Source organism: Amycolatopsis australiensis, assembly GCF_900119165.1.
In the GTDB taxonomy this organism is placed as follows: Bacteria; Actinomycetota; Actinomycetes; order Mycobacteriales; family Pseudonocardiaceae; genus Amycolatopsis; species Amycolatopsis australiensis.
On sequence record NZ_FPJG01000001.1, the window covers coordinates 1 to 22159 of the forward strand.

26 protein-coding genes are annotated in these 22159 nt (G+C 70.0%); 8 read left to right on the forward strand and 18 right to left on the reverse strand.

Annotated elements, in window-relative coordinates; translation table 11 throughout:
• The 10 genes from BT341_RS00005 to BT341_RS45050 form a co-directional block, all read right to left on the reverse strand.
• A partial coding sequence (locus BT341_RS00005) for a hypothetical protein (RefSeq protein WP_143168406.1) occupies nucleotides 1-488 on the reverse strand: 488 nt, incomplete at its 3' end.
• A gap of 205 nt (nucleotides 489-693) precedes the next feature.
• Complete coding sequence (locus BT341_RS00010; protein WP_072474288.1) at nucleotides 694-957, reverse strand: hypothetical protein; 264 nt, start codon at nucleotides 955-957, stop codon at nucleotides 694-696.
• On the reverse strand, nucleotides 954-1175 hold the full coding sequence (locus BT341_RS00015) for a hypothetical protein (protein WP_072474289.1): 222 nt from the start codon (nucleotides 1173-1175) through the stop codon (nucleotides 954-956). Before BT341_RS00015 ends, BT341_RS00010 begins: the two co-directional genes overlap by 4 nt.
• A gap of 648 nt (nucleotides 1176-1823) precedes the next feature.
• The gene (locus tag BT341_RS00020; protein ID WP_072474290.1) at nucleotides 1824-3827 is read right to left on the reverse strand and encodes a site-specific integrase; all 2004 of its coding nucleotides are present in this window, start codon (nucleotides 3825-3827) and stop codon (nucleotides 1824-1826) included.
• The gene (locus BT341_RS00025) at nucleotides 3824-4807 is read right to left on the reverse strand and encodes a hypothetical protein (protein WP_072474291.1); all 984 of its coding nucleotides are present in this window, start codon (nucleotides 4805-4807) and stop codon (nucleotides 3824-3826) included. The genes BT341_RS00020 and BT341_RS00025 overlap by 4 nt, the downstream gene beginning before the upstream one ends.
• The gene (locus BT341_RS00030; protein WP_072474292.1) at nucleotides 4804-5727 is read right to left on the reverse strand and encodes a hypothetical protein; all 924 of its coding nucleotides are present in this window, start codon (nucleotides 5725-5727) and stop codon (nucleotides 4804-4806) included. The genes BT341_RS00025 and BT341_RS00030 overlap by 4 nt, the downstream gene beginning before the upstream one ends.
• Before the next feature lie 23 nt (nucleotides 5728-5750).
• On the reverse strand, nucleotides 5751-6422 hold the full coding sequence (locus tag BT341_RS00035; protein ID WP_072474293.1) for a hypothetical protein: 672 nt from the start codon (nucleotides 6420-6422) through the stop codon (nucleotides 5751-5753).
• 31 nt (nucleotides 6423-6453) lie between these two features.
• Nucleotides 6454-7068, reverse strand: coding sequence for a hypothetical protein (locus BT341_RS00040; protein WP_072474294.1), 615 nt, complete (start codon nucleotides 7066-7068; stop codon nucleotides 6454-6456).
• Nucleotides 7065-8279 carry a hypothetical protein gene (locus BT341_RS00045; protein ID WP_143168409.1) on the reverse strand — a complete coding sequence of 405 codons (1215 nt, stop codon included), beginning with the start codon at nucleotides 8277-8279 and terminating at the stop codon, nucleotides 7065-7067. The genes BT341_RS00040 and BT341_RS00045 overlap by 4 nt, the downstream gene beginning before the upstream one ends.
• 160 nt (nucleotides 8280-8439) lie before the next feature.
• On the reverse strand, nucleotides 8440-8598 hold the full coding sequence (locus BT341_RS45050) for a hypothetical protein (RefSeq protein ID WP_177328694.1): 159 nt from the start codon (nucleotides 8596-8598) through the stop codon (nucleotides 8440-8442).
• A 157-nt stretch (nucleotides 8599-8755) separates the two neighbouring features.
• On the opposite strand from BT341_RS45050, the gene BT341_RS00050 reads away from it, so the two are divergent.
• The 3 genes from BT341_RS00050 to BT341_RS00060 are packed head-to-tail and all read left to right on the forward strand — an operon-like array spanning nucleotide 8756 to nucleotide 11392.
• A complete protein-coding gene (locus BT341_RS00050; RefSeq protein WP_072474296.1) occupies nucleotides 8756-9502 on the forward strand; it encodes a hypothetical protein in 747 nt (248 codons plus the stop codon).
• Complete coding sequence (locus BT341_RS00055; protein ID WP_072474297.1) at nucleotides 9499-10431, forward strand: hypothetical protein; 933 nt, start codon at nucleotides 9499-9501, stop codon at nucleotides 10429-10431. The genes BT341_RS00050 and BT341_RS00055 overlap by 4 nt, the downstream gene beginning before the upstream one ends.
• Complete coding sequence (locus tag BT341_RS00060; protein ID WP_143168410.1) at nucleotides 10415-11392, forward strand: hypothetical protein; 978 nt, start codon at nucleotides 10415-10417, stop codon at nucleotides 11390-11392. The genes BT341_RS00055 and BT341_RS00060 overlap by 17 nt, the downstream gene beginning before the upstream one ends.
• A 284-nt stretch (nucleotides 11393-11676) precedes the next feature.
• Here the strand turns inward: BT341_RS00060 and BT341_RS00065 are convergent, their stop codons facing one another.
• The 6 genes from BT341_RS00065 to BT341_RS00090 all read right to left on the reverse strand — a co-directional run bounded on the left by BT341_RS00065 (nucleotide 11677) and on the right by BT341_RS00090 (nucleotide 15385).
• Nucleotides 11677-12204 (reverse strand): hypothetical protein, encoded by a 528-nt coding sequence (locus tag BT341_RS00065; RefSeq protein WP_143168411.1) that lies wholly within the window; start codon nucleotides 12202-12204, stop codon nucleotides 11677-11679.
• 42 nt (nucleotides 12205-12246) lie between these two features.
• Complete coding sequence (locus BT341_RS00070) at nucleotides 12247-12540, reverse strand: hypothetical protein (protein WP_072474300.1); 294 nt, start codon at nucleotides 12538-12540, stop codon at nucleotides 12247-12249.
• Entirely contained in the window at nucleotides 12537-12941 is a 405-nt protein-coding gene (locus BT341_RS00075; RefSeq protein ID WP_072474301.1) for a hypothetical protein, read from the reverse strand. Before BT341_RS00075 ends, BT341_RS00070 begins: the two co-directional genes overlap by 4 nt.
• A gap of 122 nt (nucleotides 12942-13063) precedes the next feature.
• Nucleotides 13064-13348: a hypothetical protein gene (locus BT341_RS00080; protein WP_143168412.1), complete on the reverse strand. Its 285-nt coding sequence runs from the start codon at nucleotides 13346-13348 to the stop codon at nucleotides 13064-13066.
• A gap of 89 nt (nucleotides 13349-13437) precedes the next feature.
• Entirely contained in the window at nucleotides 13438-14301 is an 864-nt protein-coding gene (locus BT341_RS00085) for a nucleotidyl transferase AbiEii/AbiGii toxin family protein (RefSeq protein WP_177328693.1), read from the reverse strand.
• On the reverse strand, nucleotides 14270-15385 hold the full coding sequence (locus BT341_RS00090; protein ID WP_245804851.1) for a type IV toxin-antitoxin system AbiEi family antitoxin domain-containing protein: 1116 nt from the start codon (nucleotides 15383-15385) through the stop codon (nucleotides 14270-14272). The genes BT341_RS00085 and BT341_RS00090 overlap by 32 nt, the downstream gene beginning before the upstream one ends.
• 1025 nt (nucleotides 15386-16410) lie before the next feature.
• Between BT341_RS00090 and BT341_RS00095 the strand changes: the two genes are divergently transcribed.
• The 5 genes from BT341_RS00095 (at nucleotide 16411) to BT341_RS00110 (ending at nucleotide 20657) form a co-directional block, all read left to right on the forward strand.
• Nucleotides 16411-16650, forward strand: a complete 240-nt coding sequence (locus BT341_RS00095) for a hypothetical protein (RefSeq protein WP_072474305.1) — start codon at nucleotides 16411-16413, stop codon at nucleotides 16648-16650.
• Complete coding sequence (locus BT341_RS00100; protein ID WP_072474306.1) at nucleotides 16647-17927, forward strand: helix-turn-helix domain-containing protein; 1281 nt, start codon at nucleotides 16647-16649, stop codon at nucleotides 17925-17927. The genes BT341_RS00095 and BT341_RS00100 overlap by 4 nt, the downstream gene beginning before the upstream one ends.
• A gap of 619 nt (nucleotides 17928-18546) precedes the next feature.
• A complete protein-coding gene (locus BT341_RS00105) occupies nucleotides 18547-19527 on the forward strand; it encodes a hypothetical protein (RefSeq protein WP_072474307.1) in 981 nt (326 codons plus the stop codon).
• 566 nt (nucleotides 19528-20093) lie between these two features.
• Nucleotides 20094-20216: a hypothetical protein gene (locus BT341_RS47225; RefSeq protein WP_281255955.1), complete on the forward strand. Its 123-nt coding sequence runs from the start codon at nucleotides 20094-20096 to the stop codon at nucleotides 20214-20216.
• Nucleotides 20217-20369: 153 nt separating this feature from the next.
• The gene (locus BT341_RS00110) at nucleotides 20370-20657 is read left to right on the forward strand and encodes a hypothetical protein (RefSeq protein WP_072474308.1); all 288 of its coding nucleotides are present in this window, start codon (nucleotides 20370-20372) and stop codon (nucleotides 20655-20657) included.
• A gap of 81 nt (nucleotides 20658-20738) precedes the next feature.
• On the opposite strand, the gene BT341_RS00115 is transcribed toward BT341_RS00110, so the two are convergent.
• Complete coding sequence (locus BT341_RS00115; RefSeq protein ID WP_072474309.1) at nucleotides 20739-21305, reverse strand: hypothetical protein; 567 nt, start codon at nucleotides 21303-21305, stop codon at nucleotides 20739-20741.
• 232 nt (nucleotides 21306-21537) lie between these two features.
• Nucleotides 21538-21810: a hypothetical protein gene (locus tag BT341_RS00120; protein ID WP_072474310.1), complete on the reverse strand. Its 273-nt coding sequence runs from the start codon at nucleotides 21808-21810 to the stop codon at nucleotides 21538-21540.
• Nucleotides 21811-22159: the final 349 nt, after the last annotated feature.

Below are 22159 nucleotides of genomic sequence, written 5' to 3' on the forward strand. Positions count from 1 at the left end.
GCCAGCACGCCGAGCGCCCGCTGGACCGGCCGGCCAGCAGGCATCGCCCTGCCGCTGAGTGAGCAGCATCCGGTAGTCCGCACGTGCTCGTCGACACCTGCGGACGGCACCGAGGGGTTCTCGACGATGTTCTCGGCGAGTGCCTCGACCATGCCGCAGAGCCGACTCGCTGAGCTGTGAGGGCAGCTTGGTGCCTTGAGCCAGCCCACCAGGGTCGTGTGGCCCGGGACGCGCGGGACACGCTTGGCCATCGCCGCGTGGAGGGTGCGGGTGCTGAGGGTCGAGTAGTCGAGGAGGTACCGCAGGTGCGCGAGGAACGCCGGCTCCGTATCGATGGTCTGCAACGGCGCCGTCATGACCTCCTGCGCTGTCGCGGTCCCGGAGACCCACAGCAGCGAGTTCGAGCTCGTACCGGCCTGGCGCTTGCCCTTCGCCGCCGCAACCGCCTGGAACGCGGCGTTGAAGCGGCGCCAGATCTCCTGCCGCACGGTGTGCGCAGCTCCGGCCAAGTCGAGTACTGCCGGTAGACCTCACGTGCGAAGAGAGTTGTCTCCTCCGGGTTCCATGCCCGGCGCAGCAGGGCCGGCCGGATGCTGACATCGGTGCCCACCTCGCCAGCCAGCAGCCGCCACTCGTGCTGGCCCGGGTCGAGCGCAGCCAGCGCACGGTGCAGTTCCTTCGTCCGGGCCTCCGCTATCGCCAGGGCACGCGGGTCGTCGACGACGTCCACCGCCGCGGCCACGCGGCCGCCGCAATCGCCTTGCCGGGAACCGCCAGCTTGATCCGCTTCCCCGGAGTGACGTACCGGCCGCGTGCCTCGGCATCGGCCAGGCGCCGGAGTGTCTCCCGCCTCAGCTCCCAGTGCTCCTCGGCCAGCGCTTCGAGCTGCTGCCCCAGCGTGGGGATGACGTTGGCCCGGTCCTGAGCCTGGTCGGCGAACGGGATCGCGGTGTTCACGCGATCACGCTCCCGCCCGGAAAACGCAGGTGCCGCAGCGGGACACCGCGCACAAGGGCCAGCAGCATCACGACCACGCCGGCGGACAGCAGCAGTTCGGCACTGAGCCGCTCCAGCACGATGACGGCGACCACTGCCGTCGTGAAGGTCAGGACCTCCAGCACGCTGAGCGCGCCGCAGGACCGCTTGGGCCGCCGCGGCGGCAGGATGTAAACCATCGGGTGTTCTCCTTGCTTGACAGCTGGGCCATCACCCGAAAGTCGCGCGACGCAATGGGCGTTGCGTCGCGCGTCGGGCGCCACAGAACAAGAAAATCACACCGCTGTAGGCCCGCCACGCACGTTCGTGAACGGATTTGTTCAGGCTTCTCATTTCCCCAGGTGGCCCCTAGAGTGACCTGCAACACAACCGACGAGTTGTGTTGCAGGTCACACGCAAAACCTGAGCGGCGCGTCCTGTCTGACCTGGGACGCTCGGCTTACCGGGCCCTCCCGGCTCGCCGGGCGCTGTACGAGAGTGTGCAGAAAACCGCAGAAAACCTGATGTGTCCCCCCAAAACGGGGGGATAGTTTCCACGTCTCTTCTAGTAGGAAGTTCCTCTAAAAACTCTCTACCAGCTGAGATGCGCACGAATATCACGTGCGAAACTAGTTTTCTCGGGTCGCTTCCCTGTTTGACAGCTGGGCCGACACGAGAGGCCGGGCGCGGAGCCGAGCATCCTGTGGGCGCAGGACGGCACCGCAGCCCGGCCGCTTCATCTCCGACTGGACTCGACCTACGAGGACAGTGCCCCGTAGCTCAGCTGTATGCCCGGAGGCTGGTGCCCTGGGTCGGGCCCCACATCGCGGGCGCCGATCGCTGCCGTCTCATCGCAGGCCCTCCGTACTGCCCGGCTCGGGCTGGCGCAGCGCGGCGTCGTCTGGACGATCGGTGAAGGCGGGCTGCAGCGCGAGTTCTTCGCCGGCGGTGATGAGGTCGGCCAGTACCGGGGCGGCGGAGTTCTCCAGCGTGTCGGCGGCGGCGAGGTAGGCCTCGGTGACCGCGACGGAGGAGTGGCCGAGGTCGGCGGCGAGCTGGCGGATGTGGACGCCGTGGGCTTCGGCGACGCGGGCGTAGAAGTGCCGCGCGCTGTGCGGGTGGATGGTGTCGGCGATCGGCCGCAGCGCCGCAGCGTGGGCCCGCATCGTCGAGGAACCGCTGGCCGCGGCGACGCGCAGCAGGCTCGTGCATAGCGACTTGAGGATGCGGGGAATCTGCTCGACGCCGAGGCGGGCGCTGCTGGTGGTGGCCAGCAGCGGTGTCGCCGCGGGTTTCGCGCCGACCTGCCCGGCGACGGTGAGCTCGGCGCCGGCCTCGTGGGCATCACGGGCGGTGAGGTAGGCGTCGAGGGAGTCCAGGGCGACGGCGGTGATCCGGACCCACCGGTTTTTCGCGCCCTTGCCGTGGATGTGCAGCGCGGGGTGCCCGTCGGGGCCGGCGCGGCGCAGATCGCCGCGGTTGGCGGCGCAGAGCTCGTCGGCGCGGATGCCGGTGGTGGTGAGCAGATCGACCATCGCCGCGTGCCGCAGCGCCACGAGCTCGCGGGTGGCCAGCGGGCCGCGGCCGCGGTAGGTGCGGGCCGCGACCCGCAGCGCCCGGACCTGGGCCAGGGTCAGGGCGACCGTGGGCTTTTCCACGGGCGGGCGGAGCACGCCGAGGCGGCCGCGTTCGGTGCGCGGCAGCGCCGCGGGCACCTCGAACGTGGTTTTCCCGCGCAGCCGCATCTCGCGGTAGAACGCGGAGACGTAGCCGAGCCGGGTTTTGCGGGTCCCGGCCGGGACTCCGGCGGCCTGCTGGGCGGCGAGCCATTCCCGCAGATGCTCGCGGCTCATCTCGGTCAGCGGGTTGATCCCGGCGCGCTGGCACCAGGGGAAGAAGGTCAGCGGGTTCGGGGCTTCGGGGGCGTTGCGGGTCGGCTCTCCGCGCCAGAGCCGCTGATCGGCGCGGGGGATCCCGAGCGCGTTGGCCGCGGTGGTGCGCGAGGTCGCGCGGGTGTAGCCGGTGAGCAGCCAGGCGGCGGTCTCGTCGACCAGCGGCCGCGCCCAGGCCGGTGCCCCCTCCTGTTCTTCCGGCTCGGCCGGTGCGGCGAGGCCGGTGCCGGGCGGCTCGGCGGCCAGCACGGTGCCCGCGGCCGCAAACCCATCTGCGGCGTCGTCGCCCGGTCGCTCGTCGATGTCGACGGCATGGCCGTGCTCGTCGACGGGCCGGGCACCGGCGAGCAGCTGCGCGGCGGGGTCGGGGTGCCTGCTGGCCCAGCTGGTCAGGTCGTGGGCGTGGGCACGGATCTGCACGGCCATCGCCGCCAGCGACACCGCGACCGGGTCAGGGTGCTCGACGGCGAGCGCGGCCTCGGCGGCGGTCTGCAGCAGCTGCGCGGCCTCCCGCAACGCCACGGCCTGGCCGACCAGGCGGCGGCGGGAGATCTCCCGCGCGCCGGTTTCGCTGCGGGCGTCGGCGCGGGGGACCAGCCGGGCCGCGCCGCGGGCGAGCGCGTCCAGCCGCGCGGCGAGCTCGTCGGCGTCCGCGCGCCGCTCGTCCTGGACTTCGCCGTCTGGTCCGGGGTGCAGCAGGGTGTGCAGCTGCCGGGTCAGCTCGAGGACCAGCTCGACCGCGCGGAGCCGGCCGCTGTCTGCGGGTTCGGTGGCGAGGGTCGGGTCGGTGCCGAGCGCGGCCGCCAGGTCTCGGCACGCCGCGGCGGCCGCGGCCAGGCGCTCACGCACCCACCCCGCGGCGGTGGCGCCGGCGGCGTGGTCGCAGTCGGCGGCCGCGGCGCGCAGCCGGACGGCGATCTCCGGTTCGGCCGGCCCGGACGGCGACATCGCGCTGCTCATACCGCACCGCCCCGGCGGCGGACGGGCCCGGCCGCGACCATCAGCGGGACGTCGGCGGGCATCTCGATCGCGTGGTTCTGGTCGAGGACCATGCAGCGCAGGTCGGCGTCGGACTGCATGACCGGCGCCCGGCCGAGCAGGAACGCGCCGACGCCGACGAGGAACACGCGGGTGACCGCGTCGGAGCCCTTCTTCGTCTGCGGCGCCTGGAACAGCAGGTAGCGGACGTGCTGCAGCAGCCGTAGCCGCTCGGCGCTGTCGCCGATGTCCGCGTCGGCCAGCAGGTACAGGGCGGTGTCGAAGATCGTGTCTGCGTCGTCGGGGTCGGCGGAGACGACGTAGAGCAGATCGCCGCCCGTCTCCATCCGGCTGGTATCGCGCCCACGAGCGGCGACCCGGGCGGTCAGCTCGTCGGCGATGGCGCGCGCGGCATCGCCGCGGACGAGGCGGTTGCCGAGGATCTGCCGCCGCGTGCTGGGGATCCGTACGACGTTCTGCAGCACGTCCGGGTTTGGCAGCCACCCGGCGTTGTCGAAGCGGGCCTGGGCGAGCTGTCCGTAGCGCAGCATGATCTCGCTGGCCGGGGTCGGCCGGCCGCTCTGGAAGGTGCGGGTGGCCGGATCCCAGTGCGCGCCGTCGCGCAGCCGGCCGAGGTAGCCGATCCGGTCGTAGTTGGGGCCGCCGTCGCGGATCGTCGTCCGGAACCGTTGCGGGTCCAGCGGAATCCCGGTGCCGGGACGGCCGGGTGCCTGCAATGCGAGCTCGTAGCGCCATTGCACGAGATCGGCGTGCGCCTGGGCGAGCAGGTCGCGTCGCTGCAGCCGGGACCGGCAGCCCGGCCATTCGGCGACCAGCCGCCGGCGCAGCGCCTCGGCCGCGGCGGCCTGGTGCTGGGCGAACCCGCGAACGCGGGTCTGCTCGGCCGGGTCGCTGCTGCGCAGCGCCAGTTCCGGGGTCGGGAAACTCGCCGCGGTGATCATCGAGTCCCTCGATCCTCGACGGCTGCAGCCAGCTGCGGCTGTCGGCAGGATGGGCAGTAGGCGCCGTACTCGAGCGCTTGGGGAAGGTGCCCGGCCCGATGCCGGCGGGCGAGGATCAGCCCGGCGGTGACCTCGGGTGGGTAGCCCAGCGCCAGGCCGCCGATCGCGACCGAGTAGGTCTCGTGGTTCTCGGCCGCGGTGAGCAGATCCAGATCGGCGAGCGTGGCCAGCTCGGCCACCTGCTCTGCGGCCAGCTCGGCCGGGAGGACCCGCCGGTATTCGGTGGCCAGCGCGGGGAGGTCGAAGTGGTCGCCGAGGGTGCCGGGTTGGGCGGCGTACGCCCAGCAGCCACGGGCGTGGAACTGGACGACGATCCCGGCGGTGCGGGCCGCTTCCACCCAGCGCCGCATGTCGCGGCGCGGGCGGATTCCGAAGTAGCCGCCCGGCTTGCGGCCGGACAGGATCGCCTCGGCCGTGAAGCGGTTCCAGTCTCCAAGGTCTGGTGCGCGGAAGCCGAGGTCGTCCAGGGTGCGCGCTTGGGCCAGGATCGGGTTCCACGGTGAAACCAGGGGGGACTGCCAGCGCATCCGCGGGCCGCTCCAGCGCCAGATCAAGCAGCCGTCCACCGCGGCCGCCCAGTCGGTCAGGCCATCAACGGCGGCGGGGCGGCAGTAGATGCCGTGCGCCGGGCGGCCTCCGGAGCGCCACGGGCCAGCAGCACTCTGCAGCGGATTGAGCCGGGCCAGCCACGTATCGGACCGGCCCGGTTCAGGGGTACGCGGATCGTCGCCGTCGACCGGGTCCAGCTCCCAGCCCTCCAGGTCCCGGCACGACGTGCCCAGCACGTCACTCCAGCGCACGAAGCGCCTTGCACCGGTTGGCGTGGCCATCGGTTCCCTCTCGTTGTCCGCGACGATCATCGGTTTCCCCTGGTGTTGAGGCTTTAGTTGCCGTCCTCGTCGCCACGCTGCGAGCCCACGCACCGGGATGGGTTGTCCCGCAGGCACACCTTGCCGCCGGCCACGCGCAGCCCGGCGTCGTCGAACGCGGTCGTCCAGTCCGCCGCGATCGCCCGCTGCGCGGTGGCGAGCGGGACCAGCCCGGAGCAGACCGCGCTGTGCAGCTTGTTCTCGACCGCGTCCTTCGGGTTCGGGATCTTGCCGGGCTCGACCCACAGGTTGGCTGGATCCGACGGCGCCCCGCCGAGCTCAAGGGAAATGAGGTGATCCAGCTCGCCCTCGGTGGACGTCGGCAGCCCGTAGGCGGCGTCGATCTGCTTCTTCAGCTTGTTCGTGACCGACGTCGGCGGCCGGATCGTCTTGGTCCAGCCGGACGCGCAGATGGTGGTGCCGATGGTGGCCTGGGTGACCTGCGGGTTGACCGTGCCGGGGGTGCAGTGCGGGTCGGGCAGGTCCTGACCGTTGTGGTGGCCCAGCGTGCAGCTGCTCGCCGCGGGCACCGGCGCATTCGCCAACGCCGTCGCCGGGGCACCGGCCGTGGATCCCGCGGCGGCCGTCGTTGTCGTGGCGGCGTGGCCGGGCTGGCACGCCGCGAGCGCGGCGGCCGCCAGGACCGCGGCGCCAGCGCGGCCGATGAGGGCGGTGGGTGTGGTCATCGTGTCTCCTCGGTCGGTCAAGCGAGATTGGTCAAGCGAGGTTGGCCAGATAGGCCACGGTCCGGTCGGCCAGCTCCGCGAAGGCCGCGGTGCGGATCGCTTCGCGATCGGCGGGGGTGGTCTCGTTAGCCAGCCGGGTGAGTTCGGCGGTGTCGCCGGCCTCCAGCGCGGTCATGAACGCCGCGAGCCGTCGGACGCGGTCGCGTCGGGTGAGTTCGTCGAGGATCAGGCCGCGCCGCCACACCAGCCCGATCCGCTGCAGGACAGTCAGCGGGCTGTCGACGAGGTCGGTCTCGATCTCGTCGAGCCGCTCGTGCAGCGCGGCGTCGTCGGCCTGGGCGTAAAAGGCGCGGGTGTGCTGCTCCTGCGCCGCCTGGATCCGGCGGGTTCGCTCGGTGGCGAGGGTGCCGGCCCACAGCGCGGCCAGCTCGGCGGTCCACAGCTCGACCGGCCAGTCCGCGGCGATCCGGATCCGGCACGCGACGCCGTCGTCGCGGCGCCCGGCGATCACGACCATCCCCTCGGCATCGGGGGCGCTGACGTGGACGACCTCCACGAGCCGGGCGCGGGTGTCGGCCTGCTCCGGGTCGACGATCAGCGTCGCGGGGGAGAGGTGCGCGGCGGGTAGCCGATCGTTGCGGTTCATCGGGCGCCCCCGGTGGGTCCGACGATCGCGCGGGCGTTGTCGGCGGCCGCGGCGAGGTTGGTCAGGTGGGCGCGTTCGCGCAGCGCGGCGACGACGCTTGCGGGCAGGCCGGCCAGCTGGGCGAGCGTGGTGGTGCGAGTGGTGTCGCCGCCGTCGGCCGGGTCGCCCCAGGCGTCGACGCGCAGCAGCAGCGCGGCACGGTCACCGCGAGCAGTGCGAAGACGGTGGCGGATGTGGTCGCGCTGGGCGGCCCGGCTGGCCTGCAGGTAGGCCAGCGCGCCGACGAGGCGCTGCCCGGCGGCCGCGGCGGCCTGGTCCTCGGCGTGGGCCAGGCGCGCGAGCTCGGCGTCGGTGGTGTCGTCGTGGACGACCGCCAACCGGGCCGGGCGGCCGGCGAACCACACCGGGGCCTGGCACACGCTCAGCGTCCCAGCCTGGATCCGTCGGTAGCGGTAGAGCGCGGCGAGCACACCCACCGCGTGGATCGTCCGGTAGCCGAAGCTCCGGTCGGCGTGCCCAGCGGCACACTGCAGCTCGGGCTGCTCGGCCCACTGGTAGGGGAGGTGCTCGGCGAGCTTGGCGGCCGCGGCGTCGAGTTCGGCGTCGGTGGCCGCGGCGTGCTGCGGGTCAGCCAGCGCCGGCGCGAGAGCGAACGCGTCCTCGAGGGCCAGGACGCCGACGGCGGCGTAGCTGCCGACCTGGCTGGGTTCACGCAGCGCCCGCTGCGGGGATTCGGTGATCGCGGCGATGGTCCGGACGGCGATCGCGGCCTCGAGGGACCAGTCGCAGCCGGGCGCCGACCGCTCCGGCACCTCGACCTGCCCGGCCAGCACGGTCCGGGCGTGGACGGCAATCAGCTCCAGCACCCGCGTGGCCTGATCCGCATCGAGATCGTCGTACCGACACAGGAACCAGACCATCCGGCGCGGCATCGGCGTCGGAAAGCCGTGTCCGCGGGTGTACCAGTGGCCGCGCAGCTCGCGCGGAAGCTCGCCCTTGCGCAGCTGCTCGTCGTCCGGGCCGCAGTAGGCGGGGTCGGCGGACAGGGCCAGCTCGCCGGTGTCGAGGTCGAGGGTGACCCAGCGGTAGTGGGCAGCGACGAACTGGCCAGGGTTGGCCGGCCAGCGGGCAGGATCGATCGGGACCACCTGCAGCGAAGCCTCGCTCGGAGAGGTCGAGGCGGGGGCGGGGGCGGTCATGGCGGCAGTCATGAGGCAGGGCTCCTTCGCGCGAAGTGGCGGGCGGCGTGCAGAGTGGTCGATTTCGCCGCATCGGACTGTCCATTGCCGGACATTCCGGTGTGATGTCGTCCGGTGAATCCGGGTTCAGCGGAGCTGGCAACCGGCCTTGGCGGCGTCTCCGGCGCGGTGGTCACGGCACGAACACCTCGTTGCCGTCGGCCCAGAACTCCTCGCCCGTGCGCCCCTCGACGCGGACGTAGCCGTTGCGCTCTTCGACGATCTCGCCGTAGCGGTAGCTGTCATCGCCGTCGCTCTCCCACTCGATGATGTCGCCCTTCTTCGCGCCCATCTCGCTGCCTCCTCGTGTCCGGGTAACCGATCCTTATTTCACAGGTAATCAGGACTAGTTCAGTACACCAGGCCGAATTGGCTCACGGCATCCGCCAAACGAGTGGTTGTCAGCCGAAGGCTGACAACCACGCATGTGTCAGCCGTACGCTGACGCCATGATGTTGACCGAACCCGAGCCGGACGACACCGCTCCCTGGACCGACGCGACCCGCGCGAGACTGGCCGTGTCGCTCGCCGCGCGGGAACTCGCCGACTCGCTGATCGGCTGGGTGCCGATCCCGCCGGCCGAGCTGACCATCACCGGCGGTCAGCACCGGCCACTGCCCGACCGCACGAGCATCGACGACGCCGACCGGCTCCGCTCCCGGGTCGAGGACTTCGTGGAGCTGGTTGCGGTCTACGAGATGGTGTCCGGCGCGACCTGGGAGATGCTCGGCGACGACCTGGGCATCTCCCGCCAGAGCGCGCACCGCCGCTACGCCGAGGCGCTCGACCGGTTCAAGGGCGCCCTCCTCGAGGCCGAAGACGGCGTCGAAGGCAGCTTCCGGCTTCCCGAAGGCGCGGACAATCCGGAGTACTGGGGCCCTCGGCTGGACAAGTGGTACCGGGAGCGCCGGCGCCCCAGCGACCCGGCCCAGCAGGACGACCCGGTCAGCGGCGGCATGACCCGGCTGCACCCGCACATCGAGCTGATGCGCCTGCAGCGCCGCCGCTCCCGCCTGCTGGGCGAATACCTGGTGCCCCCGGCCGAGAAGATTCTCCCGATCGCCGAACGCGAACTGGTGCTGTGGAAGCAGCTGGGCGAGGCCGGCCACGACGTCGCCGACGCCATTGAGCGGCTGCAACGGCAGATCGCCGAGCTGCGCGCCACCACCGTCGCGGACGCCGGGGCTGATTCATGACGGATATTCGTCCGGTCGACCTGCCGGAAATCAGGGCCGAGATCGTCGAGTGGCTGGGCCAGGAGACTGCAGCCGAGCTGTGGTTCAAGTTGGCGACCGCTGGCCAGTACGACTGGCTGCCGGTCGGTGCCAACAAAAACCCCGCGCAGGCAGCATCGGTTCTCCGCGGCACGGAGGTCCTGCGCCTACGAGAGGCGACCCTGTTCTACGTCGCCGCGGAGATGGTCGAGCTGGTCGAGGCGGCGGCGCAGTCCGTCCCCGACTTTCAGCTCGCACCTGAAGACCTGCCCTCCGATACCGGGCTGATGATCTTCCAGAGTCCCATCGCACCCGTATCGATCGGCGAAGACGAACTAGGCGTCACCGCAGTCTGCTGGGCGCGCACGCCGGCGCGCGACGACGTCCTGTTCGGAACGACCTACATGGATCGCGCCGAGGCGGCCCCGATCTTCGATCGCATCGCGCCGAACCGGCAGGTGGGTCGGCGAGAGCCGCGGCTGGTCTACGCTCACGGCGGCGAGTACTTCTGGCCGTTCGGCGACAACGCCGGGGTGACGACAGACGCGGCGAACTTCGCGACGGTGCTGCTTCCGCGGCTGCGCACCGCATGGCTGCTGATGCAGCAACCGGTCACCAGCTCCCGGGACGTGCCGTTGACGCGCCCGGCCCGCCGGCGCCTGCAGCGAGCAGGACACGAGCCAGCCGATGTTCGCCTTGTCGAGCTCCGACGTCCTGCCGGCGCGACACCGACCGGCGACTCGGTCGGCGAACGCGAGTATCGCCACCGCTGGATCGTGCGCGGCCACTGGCGTCAGCAGTGGTATCCATCGCGGCAGGTCCACCGGCCGGTGTGGATCGCCCCGCATCTCAAAGGACCTGATGAAGCTCCGCTACTGGGAGGGGAGAAGGTCAATGTCTGGAAGCGATGAGCGCCCTACTGACGGTGGTCTCGCGCAGGACGCGGCTATCGGGCAGGCATTCGACCCACGACAAACCCTTGATGTGAAACGGGACTACGCCGCCTGGCTGCTATCTCCGATGGCCGAGCAGATTGCACAGACGATGGCCGAGGGCTATCAGGCTCAAGGCCTGAGCAACGCCCGGGACGAGGAGTTCGACAGCCTGCAGGCGGCGCAGAACTTCTGGGTCGCGCCCGACATGGTCAACGTCGCCGTGACGGCGCAGAAGACCATGCCCGACGAGGACGTCCTGCTCGAGGAGCCGCCCGCCCCGCACGGGTTCCTCCTGCTCGCTCGCCCTTTCGCCTTGCTCTGCGGCGACCCGGAATGCGGCGAGGAACATCCCTTTATCGGGCTGCACTGGCGCCCGGCGCACCGGACCCTCCCAGCGAACGACTACGCCGAAGAGCAACACGACGACGGTCTCATACTGCAGTGGTTCGGGCTGGCGGTCGATGAGCAAGAGCGTGCGTTCTTCGGTTCTCCCGTCGTTCCCGTCGCCACCGGAACGTTTCTCCCCGCAGGGCGACCGCTGGCGAGCTCCTACAGCGTGGAGATCGGGGCCATGCGCCCGATGACCGCCGAGCTGTGCCGATACGCGCGGGCCATGTGGACCCTGATGCAGCAGCCACTGGCCGCCGTCGGCGAGATCGAGCCCGACAGGCCGCAACGGCGACGTCTCCAGAAGAGCAGCCAGGTGCCTGGGCCGGTCGTGATCGTCACGCTTCGTCGGCGTTCACGACCCAGCGACCCGCAGGCCGAGCACGCTCAGGTCGAATGGTCGCACCGATGGATGGTGCGAGGTCATTGGCGGAACCAGTGGCATCCGCGGCTCGGTGCCCATCGTGCGATCTGGATCAACGAACACATCAAGGGGCCCGACGACAAGCCCCTCGACCTGAAGGACAAGGTCATCACCTGGCGACGCTGATCATGAAAGACCGGATGACCGGCGCTCCGGCATAGCACGAGCGCGAGGACCTCAGCCGACGAGCTCGGCCGACAGTGCCGACAGCACCGCACCAGACCACGTTCCCCACTCTGTGGCGCGGTGCCCCAGGCGAGGGACAGCCGCTCAACGAGGGGCCGCGGGGCTGGTGCAGCTGCATCAGCCGAGCAGGCCCTCCCGGCGTGCCACGGCGACGACTTCCAGCTTCGACCGCGCGCCGAGCTTTTCGAGGGGCGGCACGTCGACCGCGACGCTGGGACCAGGCGCTACAGCGGCAGCGACCGGATCCGGGTGGCGACCGGCCTGCCCTGGTTGTAGTCGCTGATGAAGCCGGTGAGCGGCTTCCAGTGCGCTGACCACGGGTTTTCTTTGGCGCCTTGGACGAAGCCCTTCATCAGCCTCAGCTGCAGTTCCTCGTCGTGGCGGTCGACCTGGCCGCCGGCGATGTCGACCAGCAGCACCCACTCATCGACCTCGTGGATGTCGCAGAATTGCAGCTCGCGGGCAGCCTCGTACACCCCGTACCCGTGGCAGTCCGCCGACATCCGCGCGGCCCGCCCGAACGTGACCGCCGGCTCCGGTGCGGTGAAGAAGAACCACTCACCGAACCCGACCGCCCAGCCCCGTGTGATCGTGTGATCGTCGCGGAACACCTCGCGTGGCAGCTCGTCGCACTTGGGGGCGGCTAGGTAGCGGCCGAGCCGCAGCGAGTTGCCGAAGGCGGAGTCGCCGGGCTCGTAGCGCTGGCACAGGAACTTCTTGCGGGACGGCATGATCGTCTTCTGGTCCTTCACGTCAAAGGGATGCAGTGCGGGGGGTTGGCCATGGCGGCCGGGTCAGCTGGCCGGGGTGCCCTGGTCGGTCGCGGGCATGCCGGGCAGGTCGGCGGGCCAGCCGCTGCGGTTCAGCGGGTGCACGGACTCGTGCCAGGTGAAGGTGAACCCGGCGGCGGCCAGCGATTGGCAGGTTTCGTAGGCGGTCACGCCGATGTCGATGTTGGTGACCAGCGGAAGCTCGGCTCCGGCGCGGCGGGCGGGGCGGCCGTATCCGCGGACGCGGGCCGCGGTTTCGGCGTCGGGCGCCCACAGCCAGGTCATCCGCGGGCTGGAGGAGAACCGCAGCTCGGTCACGCGGTCACCTCGTTCGGCAGCGTGACGCCCAGGGCTGCGATCTCCGCCTCGATGGTCGAGCCTTCCGGCGGGTCGCCGCCGATGGTCCACTCCACCCGGACGGTGTTGTGCTCGGCCATCGACCGCAGATCCTCCAGCACCGCAGCGACCAGCTCGGCGAGGTCTTCGCTGCTGTCCTCGGTGCCGGTGCTGTCGTCGCGGATGCCCCACTCGGCGTGCCAGGACACGTAGACGTCGGCGGGGTCGTCGTCGAACAGCGTCCGGTTCAGCTCGACATCGATGATCCGCTCCCGCTTCGCCGCGGTGCCGCCGGAAGCCGCCGGTGGCCGGGGTCCTGGTCGGGTGGCGTCCTTGGCTTCCCGGCGCTGGCGGGCTCGGCGCTGCTGGCGTGTTTCGCTCACCTCAGCTGTATCGGCGCGGGCGCGGCCCTGGTTGAGGACAGCGCGCCACCGGCCTCGAAACCGGCTGTCCCGCCGCCGGTGACATCGCGGACCGGCCGAAAGGAACTGCCCGCCGACGCTGGTCAGCGCTGTCGGGCAGTTCGCTCGAAGTAGGTCAATTCGTTGTCGGCGACCAGGGCCAGGCCGAACACGTAGAACACCGTGTTGCCCTGAGCATCGCGGCCATCGGCCCAGCCAGGGCCGGTTTCCCAGTGAAGCGGGCCGGGGGCGCCGGGCTGCTGAGCGCGAAACGCGTCGAGGTGCGCGATCGCCTTCGTCACGGACTCGAACGCCGTGGTCAGGATGCCGGGCTGGGCAGACGTGGTGCGGTCATGTACCACGTACACGGCTCGCTCACTGTTTGTCATGGTCACCATACTGCCAGCCACAACAGCCGACCGTTGACGATCTCGACGACGGGATGTGCATAAAGGCCAGCCTCACCCATTCCCGCCGCTCATCGCCATGCGCGTTCATCGGGTCGCCACGATCCGCTTGGCGGCTCGGGCTGCAGGAGCGGGGAGATGAAGGCGTCGGCGAGGAGCCGGGCATGGTCCATGCGCCGCAAGTGTTCAGGCAGTTCGGCGACCTGTTCGGCGATCTTCGCGTAGCCGCTGGGCCAGGTCTGCTCGTCCGGAAGCTGGAAGCGCTCGGGCAGTTCGAGGACCACACCACGCTGCTGGCGGCGTGTCACCTCGTCACGGAGGATGCGGTGGGTTTCGGCGCCGGGCAGGGTCACCTTGAGGGCGAACAGGACCAGGTCGACGAGGTCTTTGTACCGCGTGGACGGATTGCCGCCCGCCCGGTAGAGCTCGTACATCGCGCAGATCTTCTCGGCCACGTGGTCTTCGAACGGGAAGACCCGCGCGTTCGGCCAGGGCGCGCAGTCGGTGGTGAACGGTGGTTCGAGGGGTTCGGTGGTGATCACGCCGCGGGGTTGGTGCCCGGACACCACGACGTCGACGCTGACCCGGTGGTTGAGCGGCGCGTTGCCGAACATGGCCATGAACTTGACCTTGCGGGTGGGGCGGTCGACGTGGGTCTGCTCGGAGGTGCTGAGGTGGCGGAACCAGATGGCGTCGTCCAGCCGGCGGGCCGCGGCGGCTTTGAGAGCCTCGACGGCGGCGTCGGTGGTGTCCTCGGCGCTCAACAGATCGACGTCGGTGGAGTAGCGGGCAGCCGGCCAGCGCACGAGCATGGCCTGCCCGCCTTTGAGCACCCAGTTGCCGGCGTCGTCGCCGTCGAAGACGCGGGCGATCAGCCGGCGGTGGAAGTGCAGATCCAGCAGCTCACCGGCCTTGCCGCCGGTCTGCCTCGCCATGTTCTCCGCTCGGCTCTTCTGCGAGGCCAGGTACGCGCGCGGGCTGGTTGGACGTTTCGGTTCTTCCACGAGCGCTATCTTCGCGGGCGTGCTCCGCGATGCGGTCATCCACGCCGGGGTCGCGGGCGGCCAGGGCGTTGAGCGGTGTTGCGACCTTGCCGACGTCGAGGTCGGCCAGCGCGTTGAGCGGCGCCGCGGCCTTAGCAAACCTGGACCCGGTCAGGAGTTCCGGGTGTGTCCGCAGCAGTTCGGACACCGGCGCGACGTCTTTGAGGATCTCGGCGAGCACTTGGGGCGTGAGTTCGCTGAAGTATTTCCCGATCCCAGCACCGACCTCTCCTGTAGCCAGCGGGTTTCCTACCGCGCGGCTGATGTCCGCGAGCAGCCGGGCGGTGTCGGTTGTACGGGCCGGGGCGGGTCGGCGGGCGAGGTCGGCCGCGCTGGTGCCGATTCCGGCGAGCAGGTGCTCGAGCAGCGCTACGCCGTCACCGGGACGGCGGACGCCGTAGCGCAGGGCGTAGGGACCGATCCGCTCGGCGAGAACGTCGAGCCTGACGAGGTTGGCCAGGACGGCCTCGCGGATGATCGTGGCGATGTGGCTGCCGTCGAGGTGCTGGTCGAGTAGATCGCAGATCGTTCGCAGCGCGGTGGTGACCGGGAGGCCGTCGACCTGGGTCACGTCGTCCTCGGCCAGTTCGGCCTTCTTGAACCACAGGTCCGGGTCGCGGCTGGTTCGCCGCCGCGGGGTCGTGAAGGTGATCCGGTCGTTGACCAGCTCGCCAAGGCCGTGCAGCCGGGCTGCGGACTGGTGAGAGAGCACGCCGCCGTCGGGATCCAGCAGCGGCCGGTCCCACCCCGCGGCCGCGGGGTTGAGGGCGAGCCAGGCGGCCTGCTCGTCGCGGGCCGCGGTGACCGCCGCGGTGGTGGAGGCGTAGACGCCACGGCGGACCCGGTCGAGGTAGCCGGCCGCCTCCAGGCGATGCAGCGTGGAACGATCCACCGCAACCCCGGCGGCCTGGCGGGAGGTGACCATGCCCCACTGGTCGGCAGTGAACCCACCCACCAACTCCAGCGCCTGTCGCATCTCCATACAGCAAATGTAGCCCATCAGTGCAGCGTTAGTTGCAGCCAGTAAGCTACAAACGCTGCATAACTGTGCGACAAGTGCTGCAATCGATCATCTGCCTGTCTCTCACCTACCGGCCTGGCTCCGTCGCCATCCCGGCGGAGCCAGGCCGGAGGACCGCCGGCGCCGGTTTCCCTGTCGACTGGCCTGCGCATGGGGCACCCGCGGTGGCCGGCGGCTTCGGGCACCGGCCACCGCGGCACGACCACCAGGCCGCTGCGGTTGTCCTGGCCCCAGCTGAAACTCTGGGCCCCGCCGACCGCAAGGGCACGGCCGACGGCAAATAATGATCATGAACCGATCGTGACGAAGCACGAACCCCGTGCGTGTCCGTCGCGTGCTCGGTGACGGGAATGTCGGCGGGGCGCTCGGCGCAGACGTCGGAGTAGCCCACCCAGGAGGTGAAGTGCCCGACTCCTCGGCGAGAACCGGTGTTCTGCGACAGGCGTACGGCCCCGTGGATCATGGATCCGCGGGGCCGTACATGGCGAACGCCTCGGCAAAGACATGTCGCCGGTGTCGCTCCCTGAGCTCCAGCAAGACCGATGTGGGCAGTCAGGGTGTCATCTGGTGACGAGAGCTAGCCTAGCCTGCAAAGGGCCCGAAATCCGCCACTTGGACAAAACACGAACGGCTTCTCACCTGCGGGAACAGGGCCGAAGCGCGCTGGAACTGGGATTACTCCAACAAATTCATCCTTCCGTGTGACGGGTCACCGGCCGCGAACTTGGGCAGTTGGACAGGACTTGGACACCGGTCGGTCGGTGAACCTGGACGCGGATTCGTCGCAAGGTGACGTATCGAACGCGTAACGCGTGCGAGGATTGACGCGTCTTCGCGGGTGCGCTGCGGAGGCCCGGAGGCGGCAACCTCCGGTGTCTGGGCGGACCTATCTGCTCCGGCAAGACCGTTCCCGGGTTGCCCCAGGTGCGCACCCACCTGGGCAGCCGCTGTTCAGGAAAGTGGGGGCTTCGATGCCTCTTGTGTCAACCCCTGGTGGTGCCGATCCGGGCGGGGACGCCCGGCTGGGAACGCCGATCACCGCAGCGCAGGTTCTGTTGATCACTGTGGTCCTGGTGTTCATCGGCTGGCTGATCGCCCGCGGGATCCCGCCATACGAAGCACTGTTGATCGCCTCCGGCGGTGTGGCCGTGGGCAGCGGCTTGCTGGTGTTGCCCCGAGGGCTGATGAAGCTGGTGCGGGCGATGGGACACGCGTCATGACCCGCATCCAGCTCGACATCCCGCCTGGCCCCGGCACCCCGGCCCGGCGCAGCGCCCGCACGGCCATCGCGATGCGTCTCGCCGCCGCAGCGGCGGACGCGGTTTCCGCGGCGCCGGCCTCCGCCGTACCCAGCACCGCCCTGCCGGTACCGGATGGCTCGTCGGCCATGCCGGATGGTGGCAAACCACGCGATCTGCGACCGGTGGCGCTGCATCAGCTACTCGAGGAACTCCGGCGCAGTGCCGGGATTTCGATTGGCGAGCTCGCCGCGGCAGTCGATGTGACCGACGCCGACATGTTGCAGATCTTGACCGGCGAAGCACTGCCCGGCGCCGACTTCCTGAATGATCTTCTCGGCGCCTGTCGCGCCACCACCGCAGAACGGGCCATGGCTCACGCGATGCTGCAGCCCGCCCCGCGGGCAGGAGCATCGGTCCTCAGTGCGCGCCGCGAAGCCGGCGAGCGAGCAGACCGGGTCGGCATGACGGGTCGGCACCGCAGCATGGCGCTGCTGTCGGAGGACGAGTTGCGGCTGCGGACACCGGCAGATCTGGCTCGGGTGTTCCAGCTCGTTCTGGATCGGGCGGGTCTCACCGCGGGCCAGCTCGCAATCAAGGCGAAGATCAGCCGGAGTCAGGTCTACAACCTGAAGAAGGAGGGATCCACCGCTGTTCCTCGGAGCCCCGAGCAGATCACCGCGTATCTCACCGCCTGCGGCGTGCCACCTCAGCAAGTCGCGATCGTGCTGCGGCAGTGGCAGCGGCTCGATGTGCTGCGCCGCCAGGGCAGGACGCCGGAGCTCTCGCATGAGCCGCCTGGGCGTCCCGTCCGACACGAGGTCATCCGGCAGCGGGTGATCTCCGGTCCGCCCCGGCTTGCCGTCGGCGAGGAGACGCCGGTGACACTACCGGCGAGGGAAGGGCCCGACCCAGCCCTGCGGGCTACGCCGCTGCAACCGCTGGCGACGGCGGAACCAGAATCCACGGCCAAGTCCGTGGGCGAGGAGGTGTCGGGGGAGCAGTCCCGAAAGCCGCGCGCCCGGTACGGCTTCATCGGCGGCTGGCTCCACAACACCGATGATGAGCCGCACGGTTCCAGGATTCCTGGTTCGGCTCTCGTCGCCGGCCTCGCCAACGTGCTCGTGACCGAGTACGGAACCAGCCGCCTGCTGCGCGCGCTGGTGGCACTGGTGCTGATCATCGTCGCGGCCGTCGTCCTGTTGAACCTCGGCACGACGTCCCTGGTCGCCCACTTCGGCGCGTTGTCCCCGCGGTAGGTCCGTTCAACTGCCAGCCGTGGCCTTGGTCGAGCCCCGATGTCCTTGGTCGCGGCTACGCGAGCTTCGTCGCCGCACTCCGCTGGATCCCCATCCTGCGAACTGCAAATTGCACACGCTGACGGTGGGTTCGCTTCACGTTCAGGGGAGGGCGAGCTCCGACTCGCCCTCCCCTAAGGAGTGGCGACACCGCCGTAGGTGAACGGAGCGTGTCGATCAACCGCCGATCACTAGGCCATTCGGGCGTCATAACGAACCGGTCACGTGCCGTTCGAGGGAAGCGCCCGGCGGGGTGCGGTCCCGGCGGCTCAGAGCCACTATCTTGGTTTTGAAGAAGCACACGGGGCGGGCTTCCGGGGCGATTCCGGAGCCCGCCTTCACGCGTAGTCCGGCGGAGGAGCCGACATTTCGGCGCCGCGTCGCGATCACTGGGTGGAACAAGAAAGGGGAGTGACAATGAGCCGGTAGAGTACGCACTGAAGTTTTCGGAGAACGTCCGAGTCGGGGTCGGGCAGAAATTGAGCGTGGACTTTTCCTTCTCCCGTTCACTCGCGGGCTGGGCTGCGAGCGACGACTACCGAGAGTTGTCGGGGAGCGACCAGATAAGGACGACACGGCGATGCGCGGCACAACGGCGCGTAGTAGTACCTCCACCTCGGCCCTGGCGGGCGCTCTGACGCCGGCCTGCCGATCCACCGACTTCCCGCGGCCACGCCGCAGGCAGGGCCGCACTGCCCTGGGTGGGCTGCCCTCGACGGCGGAGTTCACCAACTCCCGGCTCACTCCCGACGACCGCAAGCTGATCCTGTTCCTGCTGGTCTGCCTGGCCGACGATGATGACGCGCTCACCGAGACTTACCACCGGCTGCTGGCCGTCTACGGCGACCGCGAGGGGCACTGGTGCGCCACCAAGGACGTCCCCAGCCTGCGGCGGCGGGTCGCCAAGTTCCTCGGCAAGGGTGCGGAGACGACGCCGGGCTGGAACCGGATCGTCGACATGATCGAGGCGGTACTGCCGCCAACACAGCGGGAGCAGGTTCTGGCCCGCGCGGCCGCGCTCTACAGCCGCGCGCACCAGCGGGACAAACCGACCCGCGACTACACCGGGCCCGTCGTCCCGCCGGCCTGGGCCGACGAACCCACGGTCACCGTGGAGATGATCCGGGCCGAGCTCGCTGAGTCGGCCGCCGTGCCCGCGTTCGCCGCGCTCACCTGCCCGGCCCCGGGCGCGAGCACACCGGTCACCGCGCCCGCAGCCGGGCCGGTGTCCGAGCAACCGGCAGCCGCGCGGCCTGTCAGCGAAGATCCCGCCGCGCTGTGGGAAATGCTGTGGGCCGTGGTGGACGGGTTCCGGCAGCGCAGCGAGGAGCTTGACCGCGTCCGAGCCCAGCGAGACCTGGCCCGCGAGCAGGTGCAGAACCTGCAGGCCCAGAACTGGCGACTGCGTGCGGATAACCACCGGGCCAGCCGACTCGCCGAGCAACTGCTACGCGAGCAGCACCCCACTGTGCCGCCGGAGACCATCCGGCTGCTGCTGGATGAGCGGCTCGAGAGCGCCGTTTCCCCGCGGCCAGTGAAGCCGCGCACCCTGCACGGCTGACTACCGTCCCCCGTGGCCTGCAGACCTGCACCGGCGGTCACCTGCGGGGGAGTAACCCGCAAGTGAATCGGGGGCTGGGACACTCGTCTCAGTCCCCGATTACTTTCTGTTCACTCGCGCTTCAGTCCCGGCCTGGTCACGGTCGTGTCCCGACATGCACGGGACTGCGGCGGGATTTCGGTTCTACTGGTCCGGAACAAACCGGTTAACGGCCGAAGAAACCGTTGATCGCACGACCATTCCGCACGGTTTCCTCGACCCGATAGCGTCGTGTTTGTGCAGCCCGCACCGGGCTTCACGAACACCGGATCCGTGAATCAGCTGGGAGGTTCACCGTTAATGAAAGAAAATCGTCTTGCGCGTTTGCACGTGCAGTTAGCTGTTGCATTTGCTGCCGCGTCCGCACGAGCACTGGCCGGGCAGGGCGTGGCCAGCCTGCTCGTGCAGCTCCAAGCCGGGTCGGCGCCGGCCCATCAGCTCCCGGCGTGTGCCGCACGACCGGGGATCTCGCCGTCGGCGAGAGCACACGGGCTGCGTCCGCAGTCCCCGACCCACAAGGAGGACGCATGGGAAAGCACCGGAAAAAGGAGGCCAGCAGGGGAGGCTGCGCGGTGATCATCATGTTCACCGTGCCGCTGCTCGTCCTGCTGGCCACCCTCGCCGACCAGGCTCGCTCCCTGATCGGCTGATGCGGATCCCCTGCTAGAAGAACCGCCTCACCGCGGGGTCGGCACCACAGCTCACACCAGGGCCGGCCCCGCGCCGCTCAGTATGTCACCCCATCGCCCGCCCACGAGGCCCTCGCGGCCAGGCGTGCCCGAACGCACTGGACGGACACCCTTATGACGCACACGCACACCACCGACCGACGCCCCCGCCACGACCACCGCGTGGTCGCGGCCCGGCTCCGCCTCGGCGCAGCCCGGCCCGACGGCCGGCCGGTCGGCGAACGCGACCGCGAAGTCCACTTCCTCGCTCTTCCAGACGGCACACCCACCCAGTTGCAGCTCACCACGCTCTGCGGACAACACCTCAACCGCGAGGCCGTCGAGCTGATCGACACCATCACCGGGATGCCCTGCGCCCTGTGCCTGGCCCACATCCCCGGCCCCCCAGCCCAGCGGGCCTGACTGCCAAACACCCCTCAGCGGCCGCCGCCGATCACCATGACGTCGATGGCGGACGGGAGGGCGGGGTGACGCGGTGGCCTTTCAGCCCAAGAACGGCGGCCACCCGGGCTGAGGGAGCTGTTCACGAAAGCTGGCCAGGAGCCAGCCGTGCGAAACGCGGCGGGCCACGAGCGGCCACTGGGGCTGTGGCGGGTGCTCGGCGCGGAGCTGCTTCATCTCCTGGCCGTCGACCGTCATCAGCTCGCCTGGGCTGGAGGCGTAGTCGATCAGCAGCACGCCTTCGTGCTCGACGTCGATGGGCCGCGGCCGTGTGCTATGCGCCAGCTGCCTTCCGCGTACGTCATCGAAGCTGTCGAGGAAGTACGTCGCGTAGAAGTTCCATAACGGGTGGTCGGTGTCGACGGAGGCCAAGTCGGCGGCGACCTCGTCGCGGCCGTCATCGGGAACCTCGAGCACTCCGAGCTGCTGGGCGCGGACGATGAAGTGCTGCGCGGTGGCCAGCCGTAGCTCCGACGTCGAGACCCCCATCGCCAGCGCCCAGTTGCGATCGTCCAGGACGACGTTCACCCAGGCGTTGACGAATTCGGCGGCCGTTCCCTCGCCGCGGCCTGCCGCAACCTCCGCCGCGCTCTGCGCATCACTGGTCATGAGCCGACCACCAAGACTCGGCTGCGGGCGCCGGGAGTGAAACTGCTGTTCATGGGGGTGGAGTGTGCCAGCAGGCACCGACATTTCCGTGCATTGTGGATCCGCTCGCAGGAGAGCGCGGTTGCTGTCCAGGTCGAGTTCACCAGTCGCTGGTCCGTCGTCGCTGCTTCGCGCTGTTGTTCTTGGGCTGGCGCCAGCCGCGGCGGCGGGCCCTTCTCCTTGATCGGGGTATTTACGGCCGGTAGATACCGTCGTCAGCAAACATCGCCAGCACCATCTCGTCGTCGTCGCTGGTGTAGACGGACATGCTCAACGCGGTGGCATCCCTGTGCTCGTCCAGCCAGGTCGCCGCGGCACGCAGTTGGTCACTCTGCAGTCCGCCGGTGAAGCTGACCTGGATGATCGTCGTCTGGCCGGACGCCGGTTCATGCACCCGGACGGCAACCTCCGAACGTTCGTCCTCTCCGGCCGCCCGGAGCACGGGCTTGCGCTGGCGCTCACTCATCCGCGGACCCTAGCTGCGATCAGCGCCGGACAGGGGCAGGCACGACGTGCGTCAGGGCACCGCCGTTTCGTCCTGGACAGCAGCCGGACGCCGTCAAGGGCGCGGCCCTTTTCAGTTTGAGCGCAGCGCCAAGGCACCGCTTGCGACCCGGCCTGCTCGACCATGCCAACGCCGCTGAGTTGTCTGCAACCACGAGCGGAGACCCCCAAGGACCAGCACTTTCGCAGCTCAGGTCCAGGGTGATGCTGGCACAATCCCTAATACACAACACTCTGGAGATCGCAGGTGGACGCCCCAAGCCCGGAGAGGGGTAGCAACAACTTCTATATAGGGCATCTCAGATGCGGTG

Coding starts and splice junctions, on each gene's coding strand:
- BT341_RS00015 (WP_072474289.1), bottom strand. CDS start 1,175: ATGGTTTACATCCTGCCGCCGCGGCGGCCCAAGCGGTCCTGCGGCGCG.
- BT341_RS00020 (WP_072474290.1), bottom strand. CDS start 3,827: ATGAGCAGCGCGATGTCGCCGTCCGGGCCGGCCGAACCGGAGATCGCC.
- BT341_RS00025 (WP_072474291.1), bottom strand. CDS start 4,807: ATGATCACCGCGGCGAGTTTCCCGACCCCGGAACTGGCGCTGCGCAGC.
- BT341_RS00030 (WP_072474292.1), bottom strand. CDS start 5,727: ATGATCGTCGCGGACAACGAGAGGGAACCGATGGCCACGCCAACCGGT.
- BT341_RS00035 (WP_072474293.1), bottom strand. CDS start 6,422: ATGACCACACCCACCGCCCTCATCGGCCGCGCTGGCGCCGCGGTCCTG.
- BT341_RS00040 (WP_072474294.1), bottom strand. CDS start 7,068: ATGAACCGCAACGATCGGCTACCCGCCGCGCACCTCTCCCCCGCGACG.
- BT341_RS00045 (WP_143168409.1), bottom strand. CDS start 8,279: ATGACTGCCGCCATGACCGCCCCCGCCCCCGCCTCGACCTCTCCGAGC.
- BT341_RS45050 (WP_177328694.1), bottom strand. CDS start 8,598: ATGGGCGCGAAGAAGGGCGACATCATCGAGTGGGAGAGCGACGGCGAT.
- BT341_RS00050 (WP_072474296.1), top strand. CDS start 8,756: ATGATGTTGACCGAACCCGAGCCGGACGACACCGCTCCCTGGACCGAC.
- BT341_RS00055 (WP_072474297.1), top strand. CDS start 9,499: ATGACGGATATTCGTCCGGTCGACCTGCCGGAAATCAGGGCCGAGATC.
- BT341_RS00060 (WP_143168410.1), top strand. CDS start 10,415: ATGTCTGGAAGCGATGAGCGCCCTACTGACGGTGGTCTCGCGCAGGAC.
- BT341_RS00080 (WP_143168412.1), bottom strand. CDS start 13,348: ATGACAAACAGTGAGCGAGCCGTGTACGTGGTACATGACCGCACCACG.
- BT341_RS00085 (WP_177328693.1), bottom strand. CDS start 14,301: ATGGCGAGGCAGACCGGCGGCAAGGCCGGTGAGCTGCTGGATCTGCAC.
- BT341_RS00090 (WP_245804851.1), bottom strand. CDS start 15,385: ATGCGACAGGCGCTGGAGTTGGTGGGTGGGTTCACTGCCGACCAGTGG.
- BT341_RS00100 (WP_072474306.1), top strand. CDS start 16,647: ATGACCCGCATCCAGCTCGACATCCCGCCTGGCCCCGGCACCCCGGCC.
- BT341_RS00105 (WP_072474307.1), top strand. CDS start 18,547: ATGCGCGGCACAACGGCGCGTAGTAGTACCTCCACCTCGGCCCTGGCG.
- BT341_RS47225 (WP_281255955.1), top strand. CDS start 20,094: ATGGGAAAGCACCGGAAAAAGGAGGCCAGCAGGGGAGGCTGCGCGGTG.
- BT341_RS00110 (WP_072474308.1), top strand. CDS start 20,370: ATGACGCACACGCACACCACCGACCGACGCCCCCGCCACGACCACCGC.
- BT341_RS00115 (WP_072474309.1), bottom strand. CDS start 21,305: ATGACCAGTGATGCGCAGAGCGCGGCGGAGGTTGCGGCAGGCCGCGGC.
- BT341_RS00120 (WP_072474310.1), bottom strand. CDS start 21,810: ATGAGTGAGCGCCAGCGCAAGCCCGTGCTCCGGGCGGCCGGAGAGGAC.